The sequence below is a fragment of the Actinoallomurus sp. CA-150999 genome, assembly GCF_050942425.1.
In the GTDB taxonomy this organism is placed as follows: Bacteria; Actinomycetota; Actinomycetes; order Streptosporangiales; family Streptosporangiaceae; genus Actinoallomurus.
Window position 1 is genome coordinate 6,809,110 of sequence record NZ_CP192063.1, and the last position, 22,069, is coordinate 6,831,178.

Sequence of the window (22,069 nt, forward strand, 5' to 3'; positions counted from 1 at the left end):
CGACAGGGAGACCCGAGCGGCGTGCGATGACCGGTTCCTTACCGCCTGCCGCAGCGGCCCGGCATCCGTGTGAGGCCGCCTACGATCGCTCGCGTGCGCACGCTCCGGCGGACCGCTCGCTTCTTGGCGCTCACGGCGTACGGCGTGAAGGCGGAGCGTCAGGTCGTCCTTTGGGAGCCGCTGGCAGTGGACCGCGGTGGGTTCGGAGAGGGGCTGATGGCCAATATGTCGGAACACGACGCGCCGTATCCGGGCGGGCCACCGCAAGACGCGCCGTCGCACGGCAAACCGTCGCAAGGCGAGCATCCTCCTAGCGAACCGCGGCCGCAACGCAGCCGATCACGGTCGGCTAGGCTGGTGTGGCTGACCGTGGGATCGGTCGCCGTTCTTCTGCTGGGCGGGGTTGGCATCGCATTCGCTGCCGGCGGGTTTGGCCACTCGGCGAGCAAGCACCGCTCCGCGGCATTTTCGCGAACCTTCACCTCCGCTCCGCCGGCATGCGACATGGTCAAACCGGTGACGATCAAGCTGTACACGTCATCGAGGAAGGTCACACAAGACACATCTGGGGGGCCAGGTTCATCGAGGGCGCTGAAGTACGCACTTTGCATATCGGGGTCCCGGCGCGAAGAAGAGCTGTCGAGGCCCGATCATATATACCGTAGCGCGCTCTGGAAGTCGCCCGACATAAAGCCTGGTATCGGTTACATGGTCGTAATGGACGCCGAGCTCACGGTGTCATCGGCCGTGAGGCAGACTTATGGCCCGAACCGCAACGGCATGATCTCGGTATACCGCCACGACTACAACGTGACGGACGCGCGTCAAGTCAGCGGGCTCGGCGACGCCGCGTACATAATCTACGGCACCAATCGCGCCTCCGACCCCATGGGCACCGGATACGCGGCGCTGATCACCTACTGGGGCAACGCCGAAATGAAGGTCATCTACCAGGGCTTTCATCAAAGTCCCGGCACCAATGTAGCCGCCCAACAGCCCGCCGAGGCCGCCGTACTCGCCATCGCCCGCGATATCTATGCCTCACTCGGCTGAGGCCCCGACCTCACCTGACCGCCCGTCGGGACGGTTCAGCACGGCTGGAGCTGGTCGACGGCGTGGTCCATCAATATGTCTTACGTTCTTGATCGGGAGAGAACTGGCCGCTTGCCCCCCGCAAGCAGCGGCGGCGGCTCCTCAGGCCGAGCCGCATCGGAATCTCACTGGTCCCGTGGAGAAGAGCCGCCATCGGTTCGGTTCTGGACAGACCACCGTCATGGCATGATCCCTTTGTTCCTGGTAAGTATCTGGGAGGAACGATGCGCTCGGTCGAGTTGTTCTCGACATACGTATCCTGGCTGGCCCGTGAGGTTCCCGACGCGTACGCCAATCTGGCACCAGGCGCCACGGATGCCGATCTCGAGGTAGTGGAAGCCCGTATCGGGCGCGGGCTCCCCGCAGAGGTGAGCGAGATACTGCGGATTCACAACGGGCAACGCACCACAATGACCACGCTGGACCAGACCTACGCAATGCCTTGCCTGCCGACCTTGTCGTTCCTGTCGACTTGGCACATCGTGGCCCTCTGGGAAGAGTGGGAAGACCTCCGCAGGTCACGGGAACAAGAGGGCGATTTGGCCGCCCTACAGGAGATCGGCTCGGTGTTCTCGGCGGCCGAGGGCGTGGTCAGGCCGTTGTACACCTCCCCTGGCTGGATTCCCCTCTGGTCCGATCCGGTGCGCGCCGACTACGTGGGCCTGGACTTCGATCCCGCTGAACGAGGCACCCAGGGACAGATCATCAACTTCGGCCGCGACGAGGAGAAGCACTTCCTGTGCGCCGACAGCTTCACTGGCCTACTGGAGATCCTGCTGGATGAGGTGGCGCACGTCCGAGCCTGGCGGTCATCCATGATCCGAACCCAAACCGGACCACGTCCCTGGTTCGGTGACCCCGACGAGCACTTCTTCAACGCCCTGTACGCACGATTCTCCCGCTCTCGTAATTAACTCTGAGGCGGTGTAATCAAGAACCGGGAGAACCTCGGGTACCGGTCATTGGTGACAGCCACCTCTGGGACCTTGTTACAGATCTCGTTAGGAAACGGGGCCGTCGCCCTGTGCGGTGCCATAACTCGCCCACGACGTCTGACCTGGTTCTACGCTCGGCGCTCGTATTTCTTACGCCTCCTGTATCTGCTGATGAGCGTTCGGGCTTGTGGGTGCCCAGAATTCGGCCACTGCCTGTGACCTGGGACTTCTCGTTTGGCATACAAGCGTCACCCGGGCGCGGCAGGATCCGTGTTCGTGGCCTTGCGACTCGTCTATCTGATCTTCATCAAGCTCTTCGGCACCATCGCTCTGCTCCTGCGCTCGGCTGTCTCCAAGGAGGCCGAGATTCTGGTGCTGCGGCACCAGTTGGCAGTGTTACGCCGTCAGGTCGCCCGGCCCAGACCATCGTGGGCCGATCGTGCGCTGATCTCCGCACTGACCCGGCTGCTTCCGAAACCACGCCGGATCGGGCTGATGATCACGCCCGGTACGCTGCTGCGCCGGCATGCCGATCTGGTCAAGCGCCGCTGGACCTACAAGTGCAAGAAACCGGGCCGCCCGCCGACGCATCCGACGATCCGCTCGCTGGTGTTGCGTCTGGCCGCGGAGAATCCGACATGGGGGTACCGCCGGATCGCCGGGGAGATCGCTGGGCTGGGCCGGAACGTCGGCGCTGCCACGGTCTGGAGGATCCTGCACAAGGCCGGCATCGACCCGGCGCCACGACGTTCCGGGCCGAGCCGGGGCCAGTTCCTGCGTGCCCAGGCGTCCGGGATCCTGGCTTGTGATTTCCTCCACACCGACACGATCACCTTGACGCGGCTCTACTGCTTCGCCGTCATCGAGCACGCCACACGCCGCGTCCATGTCCTGGGCGTCACTGCCAATCCGACCGCCGACCGGGTCACCCAGCAGGCCAAGAACCTGATCCCCGACCTGGGTGACCGGGCAGGTGGCTTCAAATTCTTGATTCGTGACCGCGACACGAAGTTCACCGCGATGTTCGATGAGGTCTTCCGCGCCGAAGGGATCGATGTAGTGCTCACCGCTCCGCAGGCTCCACGGATGAACGCGATCACCGAACGCTGGATCGGCAACGTACGCCGCGAACTCCTCGACCGGATCCTCATCATCAACGCCCACCACCTGCGCAAGATCCTCGCCGAATACGAGTCCCACTACAACAGCCACCGGCCACACCGGGCGCTGAACCAAACCAGCCCACTCCGACCACTCCCCAACCCCACCAAAGCCGACGCCGACGCCGATATGGAGATCATCCGGCGAGACAGACTCGGTGGCCTCCTCCACGAGTACACCCAGGTCGCATAGGGGAAACCGAATTACGGGCACCCACAGGCTGCGAAGCGGTCGATAAGCAGGAATTGGACCGGAATAGGCAGCCCGACGAGGTCGGGCCCGTCGGTTAATCAACGGCATCTGCGTTAGGCCATCGCGAGCATGACGGCAACGGGGTACTAAACGTGTTGCCATACGCCGAGCATGCTGGGACTCTAATCCGACGATCGCTGAAAAGGAGTCTCAATGGCGACGCTACAGGTAACCGCCGAACGGCTGACCGTCCACGCTCATCCCAATGCCGACGCGCTGGAGCTGGCACAGGTCGGGCTCTACCGCGCCGTCGTGGCCAAGGGACAGTTCCGGACCGGTGACTGGGCGCTGTACATCCCGGAAGGCTCCCTACTACCAACCGAACTGATCGCCGAACTCGGGCTGACCGGCCGACTCGCGGGTCCGGAGCGCAGCCGGGTAAAGGCCATCCGGCTGCGGGGCGAGCTGTCACAGGGCATCGTCTGCGTGCCGAAACGCCTTGCCGGGGTCGACCTTTCCACGGTCGACGGACATGACTTCGCGGCCGAGCTCGGGGTGACGAAGTGGGTGCCCGCGGTGCCGGTGCACATGTCCGGCGACATGGTGGCCGCTCCCGACCTACTCCCCTGGATCGAGATCGAGGACATCAAGCGGTACCCGCGCATCTTCGAACCAGGCGAGCAGGTGACCGCGACCGAGAAGGTGCACGGCACCGCCTGCCTGTTCACACTGATCGGTGGCGAGTCCTTCGTGTCGTCCAAGGGATTCGGGGCGAAGCGGCTCGGCATCGCCCATAACCCGCACAACCTCTACTGGCGCGCCATCGAGGCGTACGGCGTGCCGGCCGAAGCCACACGTATCGCCGAGCATTTCGGCGCGGACCGGGTCGGGATCTTCGGCGAGGTCTTCGGCCGGCGTGTACAGGACCTCACGTACGGTGCGGACGCCACGGCCGAGCGGCCTGGTTACGCAATCTTTGACGCGGCGATCGAAGTCGGTGGAACGCTGCGCTGGCTCAGCTCCGGCGAGCTACGCGACCTGGTCACCCTGCCGACGGTGCCGCTGCTGTACGAGGGCCCGTACGACGAAACCGCATTGTTGGAGCTGGCGAACGGCCGCGAGACGGTCTCCGGTAAGGAGCTGCACATCCGTGAGGGGCTCGTCGTACGGCCCGCCCGTGAGCGGTACAGCGCCGTCGTCGGAGGTCGGGCGATCGCCAAGTTCGTTTCCGGTGCCTACCTCACCCGAAAGAACGGCACCGAATACGAGTGAACCCGGGATCCTGGCGGACGGCTCCGAAACGATCTACTACTCGTTCTATCCGCCGGCTCATGGGCCGGAGTAACCCCGCGTTGGTGGCATAGATGATGGCTCAACGGTTTTCCCACACTCGATTCCAATATTTCTTGTAGAGCGTCGGGTCGCGGCCTGGAGGTGGGCGGCGGCTACGGTTCGGGCCGCTCGGTAAGCCGATTAAGGATGTCGGTGCCGTGCTCGGCGAGGTACTGCCGGGCGCTGTCTCGGACGCGCTGGGCCTCGGTGACGCCGGCCTTGTCGGTCAGGTTGTCCGCGTGACGGTGGACGTCGTCAATGCAGGCGGCGAGCGTGTGCCGCTCGAATATTGGGTCACGTGGCCTGAGCTGCGGCTATGCGGCGTGGTGGTATTCGCTGATCACGCCCGTCACGACAGATCTTCGCCGGATGGTCTGCAGGTCGGTGAGGCTGGCCGCGTCCCGGGTCGGCAGCGTTTCAAGGTCCGGTGGCCGTTGTTGCCGGGATTGGGGCGGTCGGGAAGCGTTGTAATGGATCAGGTACTCGCCGAGCACCAGGGCCAGGTGGCGTTCGCCGAGGATCAAGATCCGGTCCAGGAGCTCACGGTGGAGGGTTCCGATGACGCGTTCGCAGATGGCGTTCATCCGCGGCGTCTGCGGCAGGGTGGTAATGATCCGCAGTCCTTCGGCTTTGAACACCTCCCCGAACGCGGTGGCGATGATGGCATGCGCCTGGGCGGCCAGGAACTGCTGCCAGGTCGGCCCCGCCCGGCGAGGCGCGGGGTCGATGCCGTTGGTGTGCAGGATCTCCCATACCGTGGAGGCGGCGATCGCATATCCCAGGCGTGCCAACTCGCCCTGGATCCGCCTATGCCCCCAGGTCGGATTCTCCCGCGCCATCCGGAGGATCAGGGTCTTGATCGACGCCTTGGTGGCTGGTCGCCCTGGCCGGCGCCGGTCGGTGTAGGTCCACTTGCGGGCGATCAGGCGCGGTGCCAGCGCAAGATCGCGGCCGGGGTGACCGGGAAGATCTCGGCCCAGCGGCGGCGCTTCACCAGCCGTGACAGCGCCGCAAGCCAGAGCCGGTCGGTATGACCCCACCGCGGTCGGCCTCCGGCCTGACGGCGCAGTACCTGGTTCTCATGGCGAAGCACGAGCAGCTCGACGTCCTTAGACAGATCAGACCGGACCAGCGCCGCCAGCAGGCCGAACAGGCACCCGAACAAGCGGTAGACGACCGACAGCAGCACCTCGAGATGGTCCCAGCATCGGCGGTGATCCCGCCGCGAAACACCAGGTCACCTCACGAAACCGAGTTTTCGAGCGGGACAGGAACACTCCGCATCTGGTTCAGCGCTCGTCCACCTGATCGCGATCGGGATCAGGCCGACCTTCGTACGTCCTTGATCTCAGTCGAGCCGACGTCGAATGGCGGCGCTGTGCCTGCGGCGAGGTCGTTGACTGGGCCTGCCGGCGCCTCGAGCTCGGTGAGGGTCTCGGCCCACGCGGGCGCCGAGCGGGCCGACAGATGATTTTCAAGGACTATGCGCAATTCGTCGCGATGCAGTACTCGGAACTCAGGTCACGTGACCCGATATTCAAGCGGCACAGGCACTGGCATGGCGGTGGGCCGGCACGGCCAGCGACCGTCATTCGATAGATGGGTTCTTTATATGAGTCGGGTGAGGCATCGGCATAGACAGATTGCGTTTGACCTGCAGCGTTGCCGTACACAGGCTCTACTGGCCTGGGCGGCGGCCAAGCTGGCATATCAGCGGTAGACGCACGGGCATATCCCCAGGCCCATTGCAGGAAACCGATTAGATGAGCAGTCGGCTCCATAGTTGAGCACTACATGAGCAGTGGCCGGTATATCTGAGCAGCCGTGCGTCTGACCAGGGCCGCCATCAGCCAAGCGGATGGCGCCGTGTGCGTTTCGCTGCTGAAGCACCACACCACAGAGCGTCGTAGGACTGCTCAACTAGCCGAATCATCCCAGCTGGGGCTGCTCATCTACGATCTCTACAGCCATTATAGGGAACGGGATCCGCTATCCAAACGCTGTCTGGTTTGTCCAAGCGGTGTCCGCTGGCGGGATTTCTGTCCAGGCCACGCACCCCTCCAGGCGGATGTCGCGGGGGTGTGTTCGCCAAGGGTCTTGATCACGTCTTGGTGGCTGGTGACGCCGACCGGGAGATTCCGGTCGTACGCAGGCATTCGTCGGCTCCAGGCGTCCCGGCCCGAGACCGATGACAGCCGACGGATTCGCGGGTCAGCCCGAGGTTGTGAGTGCCTCCGGCTGCCGGTCCTGGGCCAGGGCATCCTCCGGCTCGCCGAACCACGCGACAGCGACAGCACCTGCCACGGCCAGCACGAAGCCGAAGACCGCCACCCAGGCGTAGCCCGGGCGTGAGGCGTCGCCGAGCCACATGACGCCGAGGATGCCGGGAATCACGGTTTCACCCACGACCAGGGCCGCCGTGGCACCGTTGACCGAGCCGATCTGCAGGGCGACGGTATGGAGATACATGCCACCGACGCCGCCGACCAGGATGGCGTACAGAGCCGGGTCGGTCAGCAGCGCGCCGGCATCGAGCGGGTCGGCGCCGTCCAGCACCCGCACCCCGATGCCGACCACGCCGAAGCCCAGGCCGGACAGCAGGCCTGCCAGGATCGCGGCGTTCGATCCCATCCAGCGCACTGCCAGGGTGCCGCCGCCGATCAGCAGCACGGAGGCCGCCAGCAGCCACCAGTGGGTGGATATCGGGGTGCGGCCACCACCCTCGGGGCCCGCGGCGCCGGCCAGCATCACCAGCGCCGAGCAGACCACGGCGATGGAGGCCCACTCCCGCCGGTTCAGCCTGACCCCCAGCAGCTTGATGCCCAGCACCGCGGTAATCACCAGGTTGGCGCTGATCACGGTCTGGGACAGGAACAGCGGCAGCAGCCTGGCGGCCAGCGCGCCGAGCCCGAAGCCGACGATGTCGAGCACGGTTCCGACCATGAACTCCCAGGTCACGGCAGCCTTCGCAGTGGAGGAGAGGCTGGGACCGCCACGCTGGGTGGTGAGAGTCGCAGACGTCGCGGCGGCCTCCCGGCGGCCGGACCTGCGGGATCCCATGGCTTGCAGTACCGACCCGACGCCATAACAAGCCGATGCGGAGACGGCGGTCACGAGACCGATGATCAATCGATTGCTCCGTTCGCGTACCGCCGATGCGGGGACTTCGACCACAGCCGGCGTGTCACCGCCAGGAGCAGCCGAGGCCACCTCTCTCGTAAAGCTGGACGCACGATATGGGGTAGGAAGTTCCGAAAACGGGAGGTTGGTCTTAAGAGGGCGATTCGTGAGTTGATGCCCGAACTGCGTAGTGTGATCGTGTGAATTTGTAGCGTTACGCCTGCTTGGTGGGTTTGGGTGTGCGGGGATGGCGGGGTGAGTGAGCGCAAGCCGTACCCGAGCGATTTATCCGACGAGCGGTGGGCCTTGATCGAGCCGGTGATCACGGCGTGGAAGGCCGCGCACCCCTCGGTCAGCGGCCACCAGGGCAGCTACGAGATGAGGGAGATCGTCAATGCGATCCTCTACCAGGGCCGGACCGGCGTGTCTGCCCGCTCCGCGGGTGCACCTCGTGCTCCCCGCCATCCCGCGACCGGGCAGGACCAGAGTTGGCCAGGGTCCGCCAGAACGGGCCCGACGGGGCTCCGGCGGGTCGGCTGCGCCAAGCCGAGTACCTCATGCAGGTCGAGGAGGATCCCGGCAGCTCTCGTCGCCATGCCCTCATCGCTGGGGAGGTCATCCGAGCCGCGTACCGGGCGTTGGCCGCCTGACGTGCTCCTGGGAGCGCCTCCCCAGCACGGAGCGAGTGATCGATGTCCACCCGAGCGCCACGGGTGGCGCCAATCGTCGTGTGCTCAGGCAGTGTTCAACGACGGTTGCGGCGGTTGCGCAGTAGGCGGACGAGGTAGATGGGAGCGCCGATGACGGCGCCAATGACGAGGGCCCAGAACACGAAGTAGACGGGGCCGGGGTGGAAGCCGGTGGTGTCGGCGGCGGCCAGGACGGCGGCGAGTGGCTGGTGGGGCATCTTCTGGTCCTTGGGTGTTGGCGGGGCTGGGGTCAGATGACGCGGCGGTTGGCGCCGGGGTGCTGGGCCCGCTCCGGGGTGGTGTCGTGCATCAGGGCGATGTAGCCGTCCTCGACGGTGGCGCTGACGGGCTCCGCGTCGGGGGCGGGGGCGGTGGAACTGATGACCCGGTAGGTGGTGCCGGCCATGCTGGGGGTGACGTTGACGGTGGGCAGGTCGGGCGGCACGGCGGTGGCCGGCTGGGTGACGTGCCACACCATGCCCTCGGCGCGGGTGGCGAGGTCGCCGATGGCGCCCTGGAAGGCGACGTTGCCGTGCTCGATCACCACGACGTTCGGGCAGGTCTGCACGATGTCGTCGACGATGTGGGTGGAGAGCAGCACCGTCCGGTCGCCGGCCAGCCTGGCGAGCAGGCTGCGGAACCGCAGCCGCTCCTCGGGGTCCAGTCCCACGGTGGGTTCGTCGACGATCAGCAGCCGGGGGTCGTTCAGGATGGCCTGGGCGATGCCCACGCGGCGCTTCATGCCGCCCGAGTAGCCCTTCACCTTCCGGTTGGCGACATCGCTGAGCGAGACCAGTTCGAGGACCTCCTTGACGCGGGCGCGGCGGGCGCGCCGGTCGGTGATGCCCTTGAGCAGCGCCATGTAGTCGAGGAACTGGCGGGCCGTCAAGTCCGGGTACAGGCCGAGCTCCTGGGGGAGGTAGCCGGTGGTGGCCTTGACCTCTCGGCGTTGGCTGCGCGACGTGAGCTCGGTGCCGTCCACCGCGACGGTGCCCGAGGTCGGCAGCAGCACCCCGGTCAGGACCCGCATGAAGGTGGTCTTGCCGGCCCCGTTGGGGCCGAGCAGACCGACCATGCCGACGGGCAGGCGCAGGCTGACGCCGTCGAGGGCGCGGACCTCGCCGCGCCGGAAGGTGACGGTCAGATCGGTGATGGTCACGTTGGGCGCGGTCATGACGGGCTCCTCTTGGTGAGCACGAGCTGGGTAATCACGAGGGCGGCGAGCGCCATGAGCAGCAGGAAGGCGATGCTGAGGACGGCCTCGCCGCCGGTCGGGGTGATTCCCCGCTGCCTGGCGATGAACAGGGTGCCGTGGAACCAGGCACCGGCCGGGTACTCGCCGATGGCTTCGAAGGGCGTGCCGGCGGGGGTGGGGATCTTGAAGCGCGGGCCGACCATGTTGCCCCAGATCCAGTAGCCGAACACACCGAGCCGGTACAGCACGGGCCCGGTCAGGTACGGGATGGTGACGGAGCAGGCCGAGATGAAGACCAGCCCGGGCAGCAGAATGGTGGCGAACGCCGCGAGGCCGACCGGGATCACCCCGGCCCCGCGCTGGGCGGTCAGGTAGCCGAGCAGGCCCACCCAGGCGACGGCGACCGGTGTGATGGTCGCCGCGCCGGCGCCGATGGCCTTGCCCCACAGGCGCGGGCCGATGCCGGTGGGCGTCGAGGTCAGGAGGTCGTTCAGCCCCAGCCGGGCCTCCCGCCGGGCTCGGTCGGCGAGGACGGCGCCGACGCCGATCGGGCACAGCATGATGAAGTTGCCCGCCCAGTCCGCGACCAGAAAGGAGTTGTCCGTACTGCTGGTGAAACCCGGCGGGAAGGGCGATGCGCAGCGCAGCGCGATCAGCCCGATCACGACCAGCCAGACCGCCGGGCGGCGCACCTGCATCAGGTACTCGTAGCGGGCGGCCGCGACGGTCTTCGCCCACCAGCCACGAGCTGCCGTCGGCGGGGCGGTTCGCTGAAGGACGGTGGTCATGCGGTATCGCTCCCCAAGAATCGTTCGGGACGCCCCAGTAGCAGGCCGGCCGCGACGATGGCGGCGACGCCGACGGCGGGCAGGGCGATTCGGTTGACGGTCCATTCGTGCGCCGGGACCTTGTCGGCGACGCCCATGAACATGTACTGCGCCTGCAGCACCGTGTTGTCCTGGATGGCGCGCGTCATCAGGTACTGGGCCAGCCAGATGCCCCCGATCAGGCCGCTTGCGGCGGCCGGGCTGCGCAGGCCGATCGCGATGAGCATCGCCAGTGCGACGAGCCAGAGCATCGGCGGGGCCCACACCAGGACGTAACCGCCCGTGCCCTGCCCCGCGGGCCATGCGTTCAAGGCGCGGAACACGACGGCGTCCAACAGCGTGACCAGGGCCGCTGGGACCACTACCAGGCCGGCACGCAGGAACAGCACCCGGCGGTAGACCGTGGTGGTCATGACCAGCTCGGCGCCGGGGTCACGCCCCACGATCGAGGAGGCCGCGACGGCGGTGCCGAGCGGGGCGAAGCCCGCCAGGACCGCGCCGGCGGCGAGGTTGAGGTGCTCCGCGCTGGCCCCGGTGGCATGCATGACGATCACCAGGATCGCGCCGCCCAGCGTTGCCGCCAGTGCCGTCACCGGCGCGGCGATGCCGATGACCCGCAGCTCCAATCGGAGGCGGGCACAGATGGACCGGTTCACGTCCACCTGCCAACTCGTACGGGCCCGGCGTCGCCGCAGGGCGTCTCAAGGTCTCGTTGCATGCCACCAAGCCTGCTCACGCCGACCGGCGCTGGTACCGGCCATAAGTACTGATCAGGCGGGAAGGACCGGTCCTTTTGGCCGGTACGGCGGCCGCGACCGGTTCCGTAGCCTGAGCACCGTGGCTGTCATGGAACGGTTGGCCGCACTAGCCGCCAGACGAACCAACGTCCTGCTCGGGCTCGCCTTCGCGGCGGTGCTGGGAGGGAAGGCCTACTTGCACGTCGCCCACGCGGGCGGCCGGGGCTGGTTGCTCGACGGCGCCATCGGCGCGGTGGTGTGCGTCGCGGCGCTGCTCCGGGAGCGCGACCGGCTGGTCGCCGTGGCGGTCGGCCTGTCCGTCGCGGCTGCCGCCGTCCTCTTCGCCGCCACGGGGTACCTGACGGGCCAGCCCGGTCTCGCCGCGTCGCTGGCGCTGACCGTGCTGGCCGGTTCCGCCGTCCGGGCACTGCCGCCCCGGCGAGCGGCCGCCGTCGCCGCGGCCGGGCTTGCGGTCACCGGACTCGGCTGGCTGGTGACCACTTCGCAGGCCGCCACCCACCACTTCCACATGGGCGTCCAGGGCTGGTTGGCCGGCCTCGGCGCGGGGCTCGTCCTGCGGCTGTTGGAGCATCGCCGCCGGGCCGCCGTCGAGGCCGTGCGGCGTGAGGAGCGACTGGCCCTGGCACGGGAGTTGCATGATGTCGTCGCCCACCACGTGTCCGGCATCGTGATGCACACCCATGCCGCCCAGATCATGCTCCGCAAGCAGCCGGACCAGCTCGGCGACGCCCTGGCGGACATCAAACGCTCGGGCACCGACGCCATGGACGCCATGCGACGGGTGGTCGCCCTGCTCCGCGACGAGGAGGACGGCGCCGCCGTCACCGCGGGACAGGAGCAACTCGTCGACCTGGTCCGCCGCTTCGAGGAGCACGGACCGGCCGTCGACCTCCGGCTGCCCACCGCGGCGCCGACCTGGCCACCCATCGTCACCACCACCGTGTACCGGGTCGTCCAGGAATCCCTGACCAACATCGCCCGCCATGCCCGCGGCACCCGCGTGGCCACCGTCACCATCTCCCAGGACAGCACGGACATCACCGTCGAGATCGGCAACGATGCTCCGCCGCACCCCGCGATCCGCGCCTCCACGCGCGGCGGCTATGGCCTGGTCGGCATGCGCGAACGCGTCGAGGCACTGGGCGGTACGCTCAGCGCCGGTCCGCAGCCCGGCGCCGGCTGGTCGGTACGGGCCACCCTGCCCCTGCAAGCCGGAGACCGCCCGTGAGCATCAGCGTGCTGGTCGCCGACGACCAGGCCATGATCCGCACCAGCCTGCGCCTCATCCTGGCGGACGAGCCCGACATCACCGTCGTCGCGGAAGCGCGCGACGGCGCCGAGGCCGTCGCCCTCGCCCGCGAACTGCGGCCCGACGTCTGCCTCATCGACATCCGGATGCCCCGCCTCGACGGCATCGACGTCACCCGCGCACTCGCCGGCCCGGGCGTCGCCGACCCGCTCCGGGTGGTCATCGTCACCACCTTCGGACTCGACGAGTACGTCTATGGCGCCCTCCAAGCCGGAGCCCTCGGCTTCGTCCTCAAAGACGGCGACCCTGCCCTCTTCACCGCCGCCGTGCGGGCCGCCAGCACCGGGGACGCGCTGATCTCCCCGTCGATCACCCGGCGCCTGCTCCGCGACCTCGCCCTCGTCAAACCCTCCCCGGCCCACCAGCCCGACCCCGCGCTCACCGACCGGGAGACCGACGTCGTCCGCGCCGTCGCCCGGGGCCGCACCAACCAGGAGATCGCGGCCGCCCTCTTCATCTCCGTCAGCACCGTGAAGGGCCACCTCGCCGCGATCCAGAACAAACTTGGAGCCCGCAACCGCAGCGAGATCACCGCCTGGGCCTGGGAATCCCGCCTCATGCCGGACAGCGCAGATCAACGGAACAGCCGGTAGCACCAGCGCCGGTGGACCCAGTTCAAAGGCGCGTCGGCAGGCCCGGTCAATCGAGCCGGCAGCCTCGGGCCGAACCGACTTCCAGTAACGGAGACTCAGGGGGCCTTGCGCGGCCAGGCCGTACGACCGGATCAGGCGGGGGACCGGAATGATTCCTGGAGCAGCCCCTGAGAACCGCCGGCTCCCCCGACCATCGACAAGCCCGGGAATGACCTGACAGTGCTCCCGGAATGCTCCCCATCCCTGCTCCCGTGCTCCCTCCGGGAGCGGGGAGCATCGGGAGCACCCATGGTCGCTGAACTGTCCTGAACCGACGTCAAGGAGTGTCATTGATACCCACTGACCTGCTGTTTCTCGAAAAGCCGCAGGTCAGCGATTGATCGGGACGACATTGACACGGTAGAGGTCACTGGTTCAATCCCAGTATCGCCCACCACGTGAAAGTGCAGGTCAGAAGCCCTGCTTCTCCTCCGGAGAGGCGGGGCTTCAGGCTTGTCTGGGCGATATTGGGGCGATGATCTTGTCGCCCTCGCTCGCCTCTGCCTGTCCCGCTCGGAAACTCAGCTTGCTCGCTTGAGCTGGGATTTCGCTGCGGGAGCGGTGTCCTGGCTGGGACCATCTCGGGGTGTTGTTGTCGCTGGTCTACCGGTTGGTCAGGTCCTTGCTCGGCCTGCTGGCGGTGCTGGTCTGATCTGTCCAAGGACGTCGAGTTGCTGGTGCTCCGTCACGAGAACCAGGTGCTGCGCCGTCAGGTGGGCGGCCGGCCGCGGTGGGACCCCGTCGACCGCCTCTGGCTCGCGGCGCTGTCGCGGCTGGTGAACCGCCGACGGTGGTCGCAGATCTTCCCGGTCATCCCAGCCACGATCCTGCGTTGGCACCGTCACCTGGTTTCCCGCAAATGGACCTGCACCAACCGGCGCCGGCCAGGGCGGCCCGGCACCGGTGTGTCGCTCAAGGGGCTGATCTGCCGGATGGCGCGGGAGAACCCGATCTGGGGGCACCGCAGAATCCAGGGAGAGCTGGCCCGTCTGGGGTATGCGATCGGCGCCTCCACGGTCGAGCGCGAAAGCGCGACCGGCGGCGTCGAAGTCGTCGTCGACCGCGGCAAGTCCGACGCCGGCTTCCGCGACTCCCCCCTCCCCGCCCCCGACGACGACCCACTGATCACCATGCTGACCCGACGCACCCACGGCCGCGACTCCAGCGAATGGCTCTTCCTAACCCAGAATGGCCACCGGATCTACTACGGCATCATCCAAGAAGGACTCGCACAAGCACGGCGCCTCGCACGAGAACAAGACGCCTACTACGTTCACATCACCCCGCACGCCCTCCGGCGCGGCTTCGCCCAAGCCGTCCAAGACCGCAGCGCGACCACCGACCAGCTCAAACTCCTCCTCGGCCACGTCCGCCTGACCGGCGCCACCGCACGCTACGCACAAGAACGGCTGACCCCACCACAAATCACCGAACTACAGCCCCTCATCGCGGGCCTGACCTATCGCCGGCGCGACATCACCGCTGCGTAAACGGAAAGGCGCGCTTGGGAGCCAATGGCCTGAGCGCGAGCCGTCGAAGCAGTCAAAGTGGGGACCCGTAGATGTCATCTCCCCGGTTCTATCTGGGGTGTGGCCGCAGGCAAGGACTGCCGTACCCGCGCCGGGGCCCATTGGCTCCCGCATGCTCATCGGATCCTGCTGGCCGCGGATGACTTCTGACCCAGCTTGCCTCGTGTTCGACACCGAATCTGATTCTCGAAGGCCGCGCTAACGGACGCCCTCGCGCGGTCCGGCGCGAGCTAGGCCTGAGATTGGGGCCGCGTCCGGCGGGTGGCTAGCCTGCGAGGGGGGTGTGGCCGCAGTCGATGCGGTCCTGTCGCCGCCAGGTGTAGATCGACTGATCGCTAATCCCCAGGTCCCGGGGCCACGTCGACGACCTTCCGGCCCGACTCGATCAGATCCAGCACCTTGCGTTGGTACTCCGGCGGGTAGCCCTGTCTCCCATGCCACTCCTTAAGGGTCAGCCGTCCCGCCCGATGCGGCATTGGAAGGTCTCAGTTGGTGGCGGCGGCGCGGGCGAGACTGTTCTCGATCTGCTGGAGGACTTTGATGGCTTGGGCCTGCTGGTCGGGGGTGAGGCCGGCGGCCGTGGCGGTTTCGAGTTCGGCCCAGATTTCTTCGATCTGGCGGCGGACGGCCTGGCTCGCGGGGGTGGCCTCGATGATGGTGGCGCGTTTGTCGGTGAGGCTGGGTCTGCGGCGGACGAACCCGGCGTGCTCCAGTCGCTGGATGGTGCGGGTCATGGTGGCGGCGTCGGAGCCGAGCATCCGGACGAGGTCGACCTGACGCTGCGGGCCGTGGTCCCACAGCTGCATCATCACCAGCTCTTGGGCGGGGTGCAGGCCGACGCGTCGCAGGAGCTGGGCGGCGAGCATGCGGTGCAGGCGGGCGACCCGGACGATCGCGTGGTTCATCGGCCCCGCCTGCACCGAAGGCGGCAGCGGCGCGTTCGCCACGTCCGCAGCGTCGTCGGAGTTCTTCGGCCGGGCCACCCGGTCACCTCGCAAGAGTGATAGCTGGTCGAGCAGGTACGAGTCTACCGCCTGCCGCTCCAGGCACCCGTGATCCGCATACCCAAGTGCTGAATCGCAGCATCGCCGCATACCCACAGCCGATGCACGAGCGGTCTAGGAATGAGCTACGGTATTTACCTGCTCGGACAGGTAATTCCCGCCCGGCCGATGGCCGCCTAGACCGCGGCTCCCTCAAGGAATGTGATCATGTCTTCGGCTTTCGAGTCTTACGAGCCGGGTGGTAGGCGCCTGGCCAACCGCATCGTGATGGCTCCGATGACCCGCAGCCGCGCCTACGACCCCGGCGCCTCCCCGACGGATCTGATGGCCACCTACTACGCCCAGCGGGCGTCCGCAGGGCTGATCATCACCGAGGGCATGCAGCCGTCGGTGGTCGGGCAGGGCTACCCCGACACCCCAGGCCTGCATTCGGCGCAGCAGGTCGCGGCATGGCGGAAGGTCACCGACGCGGTCCACGCTGCGGGCGGTGTGGCCTTCGCGCAACCGATGCACACCGACCGGGTCGGCCACCCCGACCTGCCCGCCCGCCTGGCCGCCGGCGGCCCCTACAACGCCCCCGACCACGCCACCTCCTTCGGCGACGACCAACCACGGCTACACCGACTACCCCACCCTCACTTGAGCCGACCCGTATCGAGGGTGTGGCGGTGCCAGCACCGCCACACCTCCGATACACAACCGGACAACTAACCCCCGCATCACGTCATCAGCCAAGCGCATTCGACTCTCGGCCTTTGATCGTTATCCTGATCACTGTCCGAACATGTATTCAGGAACGGAAAGCAAATGAGCTTCAACACCCGCAAGGGCACTCACGGCACCCGCCAGCCCTCAGGGCCACTGTTCCGGCTGTTCAACAAGATCGCAGCCCGACGGATCCGCAAGGGCAGCGGCCAGATGATGGGCTTCAACGCCCTCATCCTGAAGACCGTGGGCGCCAAGAGTGGAGCCGAACGCACCAACCCGGTCGGCTGGTTCCCCGGCCCCGACGGCAGCTACCTCATCGTCGCCTCCGCCATGGGCGCCACCGGCAACCCCGGCTGGTACTACAACCTCGCCGCCCACCCCGACAAGGTCACCATCGAGGTCGACGGCCGCACCACCCCCGTCACCCCCGAACAACTCACAGGCCCCGAACGCGACCAGGCATGGGAGCAGATCATCGCCGCTTCCCCCCGATTCGCTTCCTACCAGGAGAAGACCGATCGGGAACTACCCATCATCCGCCTTCGGCCCCGGTCCGCCTGACCCAGAATTCCCCTTGCCGGCCCACGGCCCGGCGCCACCTCACGGGTCTGATGACGTCGAACTAGACGGCCCTCAACCGCAGGAGATTCTCGGCGTTTCGGTACGCGATCTTCTCGCGGTCACTAGACGCCAGCGGAGCCGTGTCCAGGAATGCCACCGCATCCGCTGTGGACTCGAATGGATAATCGACGGCGAACAGCACGTTATCGATGCCTACCGCCTGTATCGCTGCAAGGAGCGCGGGATGTGAATTTACGCCACTGGTGGTGATGACGAAGTTCTCAGCGAAATACTGCGACGGTAGCTTGGTCAGGTTCTCTTTTGTTTCCAGTCGTCTATGTGCCGCGTCAAGCCGAGCGAACCAGAAGGGAAGAAATTCGCCCATATGGCCCAGGATGACCGTGGTCTGAGGAAAACGCTCGAACACGCCGCCGTAGATGAGCCGCAGAGCATGTCCCGAGGTCGTGGCATTCCAGCTGAATGTCGGGCCATCGAGCTCAGGTCGCCCGTCGAGCACATGCCATCGGTCAGCCGACACATTTGACGGATGAAGGTAGAGCGGTACGCCAAGGTCCTGGAGTTCCCCCCAGACGATGTCGAAACGTCGCTCGTCCAGGTAGTGACCGAGCGTGTGGTCGTTGACCAGCGCACCATGCAGGCGGAGTTCCTTGACGGCGCGCCGAAGCTCCTGAGCGGCGGCCTCAGGATTTTGGAGCGGCAGCGCGGCTAGACCACCGAACCGTGGCGCGTGCTCGTTCACGATCTCGGCGAGTGCGTCGTTCGCTCGCCGAGCATCGTCGATCGCCAAATCCGTGTCCGCTTGCATCTGAATCCCGGGTGTGGCCAGCGAGAGTACCTGTATGTCCACTCCGTTGGCGTCCATCTCCGGAAGCCGGTACTCGGTGAAGTCGATCAGCCTGGCCGCCCACCTCGATCGATACTCTGGTTTGTACGGCGATGCGATCTTGCTAGCGTCGATTTGCCCAGTCGATAGATCGTCAAGCCAGAAGGCTTCTTCGATGGCAATGCGTCTCATGGATGACGTCCGTTGCGCTCAGTACGACTGCAGGCCAAGGGTCGCCTCGGCTTCCGCGACAGAGGCGACCGTCCGGTCAAGGGCTTCCACGAGCCGCACGGTACGCGCGACGAGTGGCTCGTTACCGCGAGTCGGTTCGCCCTTGCGCAGGTACAGCACGTCCTCCATACCCGCCCTCGCGTTGCCGCCGAGAGCGAGGCCCATCGCCGTGAGGTCGAGGTTGGCCTTGCCGATCGCGATGATCTGCCAGGCCGCATCCGCAGGCAGCCGCCGGACGATCGTCATGAGGTTGTCCGCTGTCGCGGCTGCGCCGCCGACGACACCGAGGACGATACTGAACTGCAGCGGTTCCTCGAGGAGTCCCGCATCCCGCAGCCGAAGGCACGCGTCAAGGTGGCCTGTGTCGTAGATCTCGAGTTCTGGTTTGACCCCGAGTTCCTGCATCCTCGCCGCGAGCCGCCGGACACCGTCCGGCGGGTTGCTGAACTCGCCCGCCCCGAAGCTCATGCTGCAGGGGTTGAGCGTCGCCATTCGTGGCCGGAGTTCGACGAGTTTCTCGCGCTCCTCGAAAGGAACGGACAGTCCTACCCCGGTCGACAGCTGGATGAGGATCGGGCAGCGCTGCGCGATGAGGTCGATCGTCCGCCGAGCGATATCCAGGTCGGCGGTCGGACGGTCCTGCTCGTCACGCAGATGGATGTGCGCGATGGATGCGCCAACGTGATAGGCGCTCTCTACTGCGGCGGCGATCTCGTCGGGCTGGGTGGGCAGGGTCGGGTTGTCGGACTTGGTCGCGATCGGCCCGGTGGGGGCGACGGTGATGATGGCGCTCATGGGATGACCTCCTGGGCGGGACCAGCCGTCAACGGCCCTGCTCGATTCGGTAACCACCCGTTGGGTCGGTGATCGCGACCAGGCGGACGATGCAACCGTCACCGCCCACCCAGCGCCACGGAAACGCGGCAAAGGTGACGCGCTTGCCCGTAACCGCGTCGAGATCGCCGCCGATGTTCTCGAAGCCGTAGATGCCGTGGGAGAGAATTGCGTTGTGGCAGGGTTCCCAATCAGGGAAGTCTTCCTTGACCGACCGGCCGGTGAGCTCTTCGTATTCGCGGCACGCCCAAGGAAGGAGTCCGCCGGCTTCCTCGGCGGGCCCGTGCGGGCCGATCGCGGTCCCGAGTGGATGGTCGAGCGCTTGGGTATCGGCGCCGACCGCCTTGACCCTTTTTGAAACGAACCACTCGCCGGCCTCCTTGTAGTAGCCCGGAGAGTAGGCGTAATACTCGGCGCTGTCCGCGTACTTCTTGTGCCAGCCGGTGTTGACGATGACGATGTCGCCCTCGCGTACTGGCGTGACCTGGCTGGCTCGCTCGAGGTCGTCGGCGGTGATGACCTCCCATTTTCCTTTCGGGATGTCGAGAACGACGCCGGTGCCGAAGAAATTACGCAGCGGGATTTCGTGGAGCAGGGGGGTGCCCTCGACGACGTGACCCGGGGCGTCGATGTGGGTACCCGAGTGCATCACCGTTGTGATCTTCTGGGTGAGGACGCGGCTTTTGGCCATGCCATGGAGGCGCTCGATCTTGACGTCCTCGAAGTAGGGCCACGCTGGAACCCCGTGCCCCCAGGGGTGGGACAGGTCGTAGAACTCCAGGCCGGCCTCGTTCGGGCCGGTCGCCCAGGTGTAGCTCATGCGGTCTCCTTTTCCTCGGCTCGAGGGGTGGCTCCCCTGGCGCGTTCGGACAGTTGAGTGCGGACATGCGCGGCGAGCCGCGACGCGGCGGCGTCTCGCTCGCCAGGCCCCCACTGGAGGAAGCCCTCTCCGGTCTTGGCTCCAAGGCGCCCTGCGGCTACAAGCCGTCGCAGCAAGGGAGACGGCCCGGGGTCGCGATTGATCGCGGGCAGCACTGCGTCGTGGATGGCGAGGGTGAGGTCGAGGCCCACGTAGTCGGCATTTTGGATCGGGCCCATCTCAGCCAGCCGCAGACCGATCGTGTTCCGGACAACGAGATCGACCGTCTGCGCATCACAGATGCCTTCGTGGACGAGTGCGATCGCTTCACGCCACAGCGCGTGTTGTATGCGGTTGCCGACGAAGCCAGGGACATCCTTCTCAACACGGACGGCGAGCTTCCCCAGCGCGGTCAGCCGTGCGACCGTCGCGTCCACGACCGCGTCCGCCGTCCGATCGCCGCGGACGACCTCGACGACCGGGATGAGGTCCGGCGGGTTCCACCAGTGCGTGCCGACGACCCTGTCGGGACGCGACGTGCGCTCGGCGATGCTCGTCACGGGAAGAACCGAGGTGTTCGTCGCGAGCACGGCGTGGGCGTCGGCGGCATCGAGCTGCGCGAAGACCGACTGTTTCACGGTCAGGTTCTCCGCGATCGCTTCGGTCACGAAGTCGGCTCCCCACGCGACCTCATCCAGGGAGCGCACGGCGCGGACCGGAAGGCCTTGCGCGGCAAGAGCATCCACCGCGGCGGCGAGGGCCGAGGCATCGATGTCGAAGAGCCGGACCTCGATCCCGTGCCGAGCCAGCACGGCGGCGATCCCGCGGCCCATCAGACCGGCACCCACCACGCCGGCGACAGTCAACCCGGGTTCGGCATGCCGAATGCTCGTTGACACGTTCCCATCAGAGGACATGATGGCGGGAACCCACGCACGCGGTAATGCGTGCCATCAGATGTGCTGTTCGGGTCATGTAATCGTCTTTCATCTGCGTCCCAGTCGAGCTCGGCGTACGTCTCGCGAGTGCGTCGTACATGAAATCCAAAAAGCTCATGAAGTTCGCGAGGGCGCCGGCTAGACGGTTGTTTTGAACAGCCGTGTTGCCGAGTTGAGCCCAAGAATCTTGTCTTTGGCGGTGTCACTGAGATCTGGCAGCTCCCGGATGAGCTGCCAGATCGGGGCGTTGTCCCAGCCCGGGTAGTTCGAGCCGAGGACGACGTTGTCCTCCCCCATCACGTCGATCAGCAGCCTCAGTCCTCGCGGGTCATGCACGACTGTGTCGAAGTAAAAGGCGGTCAGGTACTCTTCCACCGACTTTGGAAGTGCGCTCGCCCCACGAGCGAACACCCTCATGTGGTTTTCCAGGCGGCCCACTTGGTAGGGCAGCATGCCACCTCCGTGCGGAATCATTATCCGCAGTCGGGGATGCCGATCAAGCGCGCCGCTGAAGATGAATCCGATTACTGCTGCCGTCTCGACGAAGAGGTAGCCCCAGGCCCAGTCCACCTCATACTTCATGAGCCATTCGGCGCCGCCAGACTTCAGGTCGATGTCCTGGCCGAGCGCCACCGGATGAAGAAGGATAGGCACGTCGAGGTCTTCGACGACGGACAGGAACTCGTCACAGTCAGGATCGGCAAGGGTTCTGTTCTCGCTGAGAACGTAGCCCAGAGAACACGACTTCATGCCAAGGTCTTTGACGGCGCGCGTCAGCTCGGTGGCGGCAAGCTCAAGGTCTTGCATCGGCAGTTGCGCCGACCCCCAGAACCGTGCCGGCTGCTCCGCGATGTGGCGGGCGACCTCGTCATTGAAGGCACGGGAGAACGTGGCACCAACATCTGCCGGAAGGTGGTAACTGAAGATCATCGGACTGGGTTGGAGGACGTGGATGTCGATCCCGTGCGCCTCCATCTCGGCCACCTGGTCACCCAGGTCAGCGCCCCAGAATTTGCTGATACCGTCGGGCCCGGTCCCCGGCAGGTAGTACTCGATGTCACCCGAGCGGAAGTACCAGCTCTTGCCGTCCTCCCCTGCCGTCATCTCGATCCCGTACGGCTCGACGATCGGCAGCACCGACTCCGGCTGGAAGTGCGTATGGACATTGATCACTGGTGGCATGACACAGCCTTTCCTCCATGTTGACGTGCTGGAACGGCGTCGCGCGCTATCCGCTGCGGTCGGTGATCTACTCGACGACTCGGTTCGCGAGCAGGCCTACGCCTTCGACACAAGTCGCACGTGCGCCCGTTCCCATT

Annotated in this window: 22 protein-coding genes and 1 pseudogene; 10 read left to right on the top strand and 13 right to left on the bottom strand. The window is 66.5% G+C overall.

Annotated elements, in window-relative coordinates; all coding sequences use genetic code 11:
• Positions 1-93 precede the first annotated feature (93 nt).
• From ACQP2O_RS31530 to ACQP2O_RS31545, 4 genes are all read left to right on the top strand, one after another.
• A complete protein-coding gene (locus ACQP2O_RS31530; protein WP_433171370.1) occupies positions 94-1,053 on the top strand; it encodes a hypothetical protein in 960 nt (319 codons plus the stop codon).
• A gap of 263 nt (positions 1,054-1,316) precedes the next feature.
• The gene (locus ACQP2O_RS31535; RefSeq protein ID WP_433171372.1) at positions 1,317-2,006 is read left to right on the top strand and encodes an SMI1/KNR4 family protein; all 690 of its coding nucleotides are present in this window, start codon (positions 1,317-1,319) and stop codon (positions 2,004-2,006) included.
• A gap of 297 nt (positions 2,007-2,303) precedes the next feature.
• Positions 2,304-3,380, top strand: a complete 1,077-nt coding sequence (locus tag ACQP2O_RS31540) for an integrase core domain-containing protein (protein WP_433171374.1) — start codon at positions 2,304-2,306, stop codon at positions 3,378-3,380.
• 213 nt (positions 3,381-3,593) lie between these two features.
• The gene (locus ACQP2O_RS31545; RefSeq protein WP_433171376.1) at positions 3,594-4,652 is read left to right on the top strand and encodes an RNA ligase (ATP); all 1,059 of its coding nucleotides are present in this window, start codon (positions 3,594-3,596) and stop codon (positions 4,650-4,652) included.
• A gap of 374 nt (positions 4,653-5,026) precedes the next feature.
• On the opposite strand, the gene ACQP2O_RS31550 is transcribed toward ACQP2O_RS31545, so the two are convergent.
• The 3 genes from ACQP2O_RS31550 to ACQP2O_RS31560 all read right to left on the bottom strand — a co-directional run bounded on the left by ACQP2O_RS31550 (position 5,027) and on the right by ACQP2O_RS31560 (position 7,841).
• On the bottom strand, positions 5,027-5,551 hold the full coding sequence (locus ACQP2O_RS31550) for an integrase core domain-containing protein (RefSeq protein WP_433171378.1): 525 nt from the start codon (positions 5,549-5,551) through the stop codon (positions 5,027-5,029).
• Between the two features lie 83 nt (positions 5,552-5,634).
• Positions 5,635-5,901 (bottom strand): hypothetical protein, encoded by a 267-nt coding sequence (locus ACQP2O_RS31555; protein WP_433171380.1) that lies wholly within the window; start codon positions 5,899-5,901, stop codon positions 5,635-5,637.
• 1,022 nt (positions 5,902-6,923) lie between these two features.
• Positions 6,924-7,841 carry a hypothetical protein gene (locus ACQP2O_RS31560; RefSeq protein WP_433171381.1) on the bottom strand — a complete coding sequence of 306 codons (918 nt, stop codon included), beginning with the start codon at positions 7,839-7,841 and terminating at the stop codon, positions 6,924-6,926.
• A 246-nt stretch (positions 7,842-8,087) separates the two neighbouring features.
• Here ACQP2O_RS31560 and ACQP2O_RS31565 point away from each other — a divergent pair.
• Positions 8,088-8,258, top strand: a pseudogene (locus tag ACQP2O_RS31565) (transposase); the annotation flags it as partial.
• A 319-nt stretch (positions 8,259-8,577) separates the two neighbouring features.
• On the opposite strand, the gene ACQP2O_RS31570 reads toward ACQP2O_RS31565, so the two are convergent.
• The 4 genes from ACQP2O_RS31570 to ACQP2O_RS31585 are packed head-to-tail and all read right to left on the bottom strand — an operon-like array spanning position 8,578 to position 11,205.
• Complete coding sequence (locus ACQP2O_RS31570; RefSeq protein WP_433171382.1) at positions 8,578-8,739, bottom strand: hypothetical protein; 162 nt, start codon at positions 8,737-8,739, stop codon at positions 8,578-8,580.
• Positions 8,740-8,771: 32 nt separating this feature from the next.
• A complete protein-coding gene (locus ACQP2O_RS31575) occupies positions 8,772-9,695 on the bottom strand; it encodes an ABC transporter ATP-binding protein (protein WP_433171384.1) in 924 nt (307 codons plus the stop codon).
• The gene (locus ACQP2O_RS31580) at positions 9,692-10,504 is read right to left on the bottom strand and encodes a hypothetical protein (protein WP_433171386.1); all 813 of its coding nucleotides are present in this window, start codon (positions 10,502-10,504) and stop codon (positions 9,692-9,694) included. Before ACQP2O_RS31580 ends, ACQP2O_RS31575 begins: the two co-directional genes overlap by 4 nt.
• On the bottom strand, positions 10,501-11,205 hold the full coding sequence (locus tag ACQP2O_RS31585) for a hypothetical protein (protein WP_433171388.1): 705 nt from the start codon (positions 11,203-11,205) through the stop codon (positions 10,501-10,503). Before ACQP2O_RS31585 ends, ACQP2O_RS31580 begins: the two co-directional genes overlap by 4 nt.
• Positions 11,206-11,389: 184 nt before the next feature.
• Between ACQP2O_RS31585 and ACQP2O_RS31590 the strand changes: the two genes are divergently transcribed.
• The 3 genes from ACQP2O_RS31590 (at position 11,390) to ACQP2O_RS31600 (ending at position 14,732) form a co-directional block, all read left to right on the top strand.
• Positions 11,390-12,529: a sensor histidine kinase gene (locus ACQP2O_RS31590; RefSeq protein ID WP_433191221.1), complete on the top strand. Its 1,140-nt coding sequence runs from the start codon at positions 11,390-11,392 to the stop codon at positions 12,527-12,529.
• Positions 12,526-13,203, top strand: a complete 678-nt coding sequence (locus ACQP2O_RS31595; protein WP_433171390.1) for a response regulator — start codon at positions 12,526-12,528, stop codon at positions 13,201-13,203. The genes ACQP2O_RS31590 and ACQP2O_RS31595 overlap by 4 nt, the downstream gene beginning before the upstream one ends.
• A gap of 716 nt (positions 13,204-13,919) precedes the next feature.
• Positions 13,920-14,732: a tyrosine-type recombinase/integrase gene (locus ACQP2O_RS31600; RefSeq protein WP_433191223.1), complete on the top strand. Its 813-nt coding sequence runs from the start codon at positions 13,920-13,922 to the stop codon at positions 14,730-14,732.
• Between the two features lie 524 nt (positions 14,733-15,256).
• Here ACQP2O_RS31600 and ACQP2O_RS31605 read toward each other — a convergent pair.
• Positions 15,257-15,754, bottom strand: a complete 498-nt coding sequence (locus ACQP2O_RS31605; RefSeq protein WP_433171392.1) for a MarR family winged helix-turn-helix transcriptional regulator — start codon at positions 15,752-15,754, stop codon at positions 15,257-15,259.
• Positions 15,755-15,982: 228 nt separating this feature from the next.
• On the opposite strand from ACQP2O_RS31605, the gene ACQP2O_RS31610 reads away from it, so the two are divergent.
• Both ACQP2O_RS31610 and ACQP2O_RS31615 read left to right on the top strand, forming a co-directional pair.
• On the top strand, positions 15,983-16,486 hold the full coding sequence (locus tag ACQP2O_RS31610) for a hypothetical protein (RefSeq protein ID WP_433171394.1): 504 nt from the start codon (positions 15,983-15,985) through the stop codon (positions 16,484-16,486).
• A 96-nt stretch (positions 16,487-16,582) separates the two neighbouring features.
• On the top strand, positions 16,583-17,044 hold the full coding sequence (locus ACQP2O_RS31615; protein ID WP_433171396.1) for a nitroreductase/quinone reductase family protein: 462 nt from the start codon (positions 16,583-16,585) through the stop codon (positions 17,042-17,044).
• 61 nt (positions 17,045-17,105) lie between these two features.
• Here ACQP2O_RS31615 and ACQP2O_RS31620 read toward each other — a convergent pair whose 3' ends face one another.
• The 5 genes from ACQP2O_RS31620 to ACQP2O_RS31640 form a co-directional block, all read right to left on the bottom strand.
• Positions 17,106-18,080, bottom strand: coding sequence for an amidohydrolase family protein (locus ACQP2O_RS31620; protein WP_433171398.1), 975 nt, complete (start codon positions 18,078-18,080; stop codon positions 17,106-17,108).
• An 18-nt stretch (positions 18,081-18,098) separates the two neighbouring features.
• The gene (locus ACQP2O_RS31625; protein WP_433171400.1) at positions 18,099-18,914 is read right to left on the bottom strand and encodes a 3-keto-5-aminohexanoate cleavage protein; all 816 of its coding nucleotides are present in this window, start codon (positions 18,912-18,914) and stop codon (positions 18,099-18,101) included.
• A 28-nt stretch (positions 18,915-18,942) separates the two neighbouring features.
• The gene (locus tag ACQP2O_RS31630; RefSeq protein WP_433171403.1) at positions 18,943-19,773 is read right to left on the bottom strand and encodes a cyclase family protein; all 831 of its coding nucleotides are present in this window, start codon (positions 19,771-19,773) and stop codon (positions 18,943-18,945) included.
• Positions 19,770-20,711, bottom strand: a complete 942-nt coding sequence (locus ACQP2O_RS31635; protein WP_433171405.1) for a 3-hydroxyacyl-CoA dehydrogenase family protein — start codon at positions 20,709-20,711, stop codon at positions 19,770-19,772. The genes ACQP2O_RS31630 and ACQP2O_RS31635 overlap by 4 nt, the downstream gene beginning before the upstream one ends.
• A gap of 177 nt (positions 20,712-20,888) precedes the next feature.
• Positions 20,889-21,923 carry an amidohydrolase family protein gene (locus tag ACQP2O_RS31640; RefSeq protein ID WP_433171407.1) on the bottom strand — a complete coding sequence of 345 codons (1,035 nt, stop codon included), beginning with the start codon at positions 21,921-21,923 and terminating at the stop codon, positions 20,889-20,891.
• Positions 21,924-22,069: the final 146 nt, after the last annotated feature.

Bases quoted from the DNA above. Each gene is read 5' to 3' on its own strand.
- ACQP2O_RS31615 (WP_433171396.1), top strand. From the start codon at position 16,583: ATGAGCTTCAACACCCGCAAGGGCACTCACGGCACCCGCCAGCCCTCA.
- ACQP2O_RS31580 (WP_433171386.1), bottom strand. From the start codon at position 10,504: ATGACCACCGTCCTTCAGCGAACCGCCCCGCCGACGGCAGCTCGTGGC.
- ACQP2O_RS31535 (WP_433171372.1), top strand. From the start codon at position 1,317: ATGCGCTCGGTCGAGTTGTTCTCGACATACGTATCCTGGCTGGCCCGT.
- ACQP2O_RS31570 (WP_433171382.1), bottom strand. From the start codon at position 8,739: ATGCCCCACCAGCCACTCGCCGCCGTCCTGGCCGCCGCCGACACCACC.
- ACQP2O_RS31550 (WP_433171378.1), bottom strand. From the start codon at position 5,551: ATGGCGCGGGAGAATCCGACCTGGGGGCATAGGCGGATCCAGGGCGAG.
- ACQP2O_RS31545 (WP_433171376.1), top strand. From the start codon at position 3,594: ATGGCGACGCTACAGGTAACCGCCGAACGGCTGACCGTCCACGCTCAT.
- ACQP2O_RS31625 (WP_433171400.1), bottom strand. From the start codon at position 18,914: ATGAGCGCCATCATCACCGTCGCCCCCACCGGGCCGATCGCGACCAAG.
- ACQP2O_RS31620 (WP_433171398.1), bottom strand. From the start codon at position 18,080: ATGAGACGCATTGCCATCGAAGAAGCCTTCTGGCTTGACGATCTATCG.
- ACQP2O_RS31575 (WP_433171384.1), bottom strand. From the start codon at position 9,695: ATGACCGCGCCCAACGTGACCATCACCGATCTGACCGTCACCTTCCGG.
- ACQP2O_RS31590 (WP_433191221.1), top strand. From the start codon at position 11,390: ATGGAACGGTTGGCCGCACTAGCCGCCAGACGAACCAACGTCCTGCTC.
- ACQP2O_RS31610 (WP_433171394.1), top strand. From the start codon at position 15,983: ATGTCTTCGGCTTTCGAGTCTTACGAGCCGGGTGGTAGGCGCCTGGCC.
- ACQP2O_RS31630 (WP_433171403.1), bottom strand. From the start codon at position 19,773: ATGAGCTACACCTGGGCGACCGGCCCGAACGAGGCCGGCCTGGAGTTC.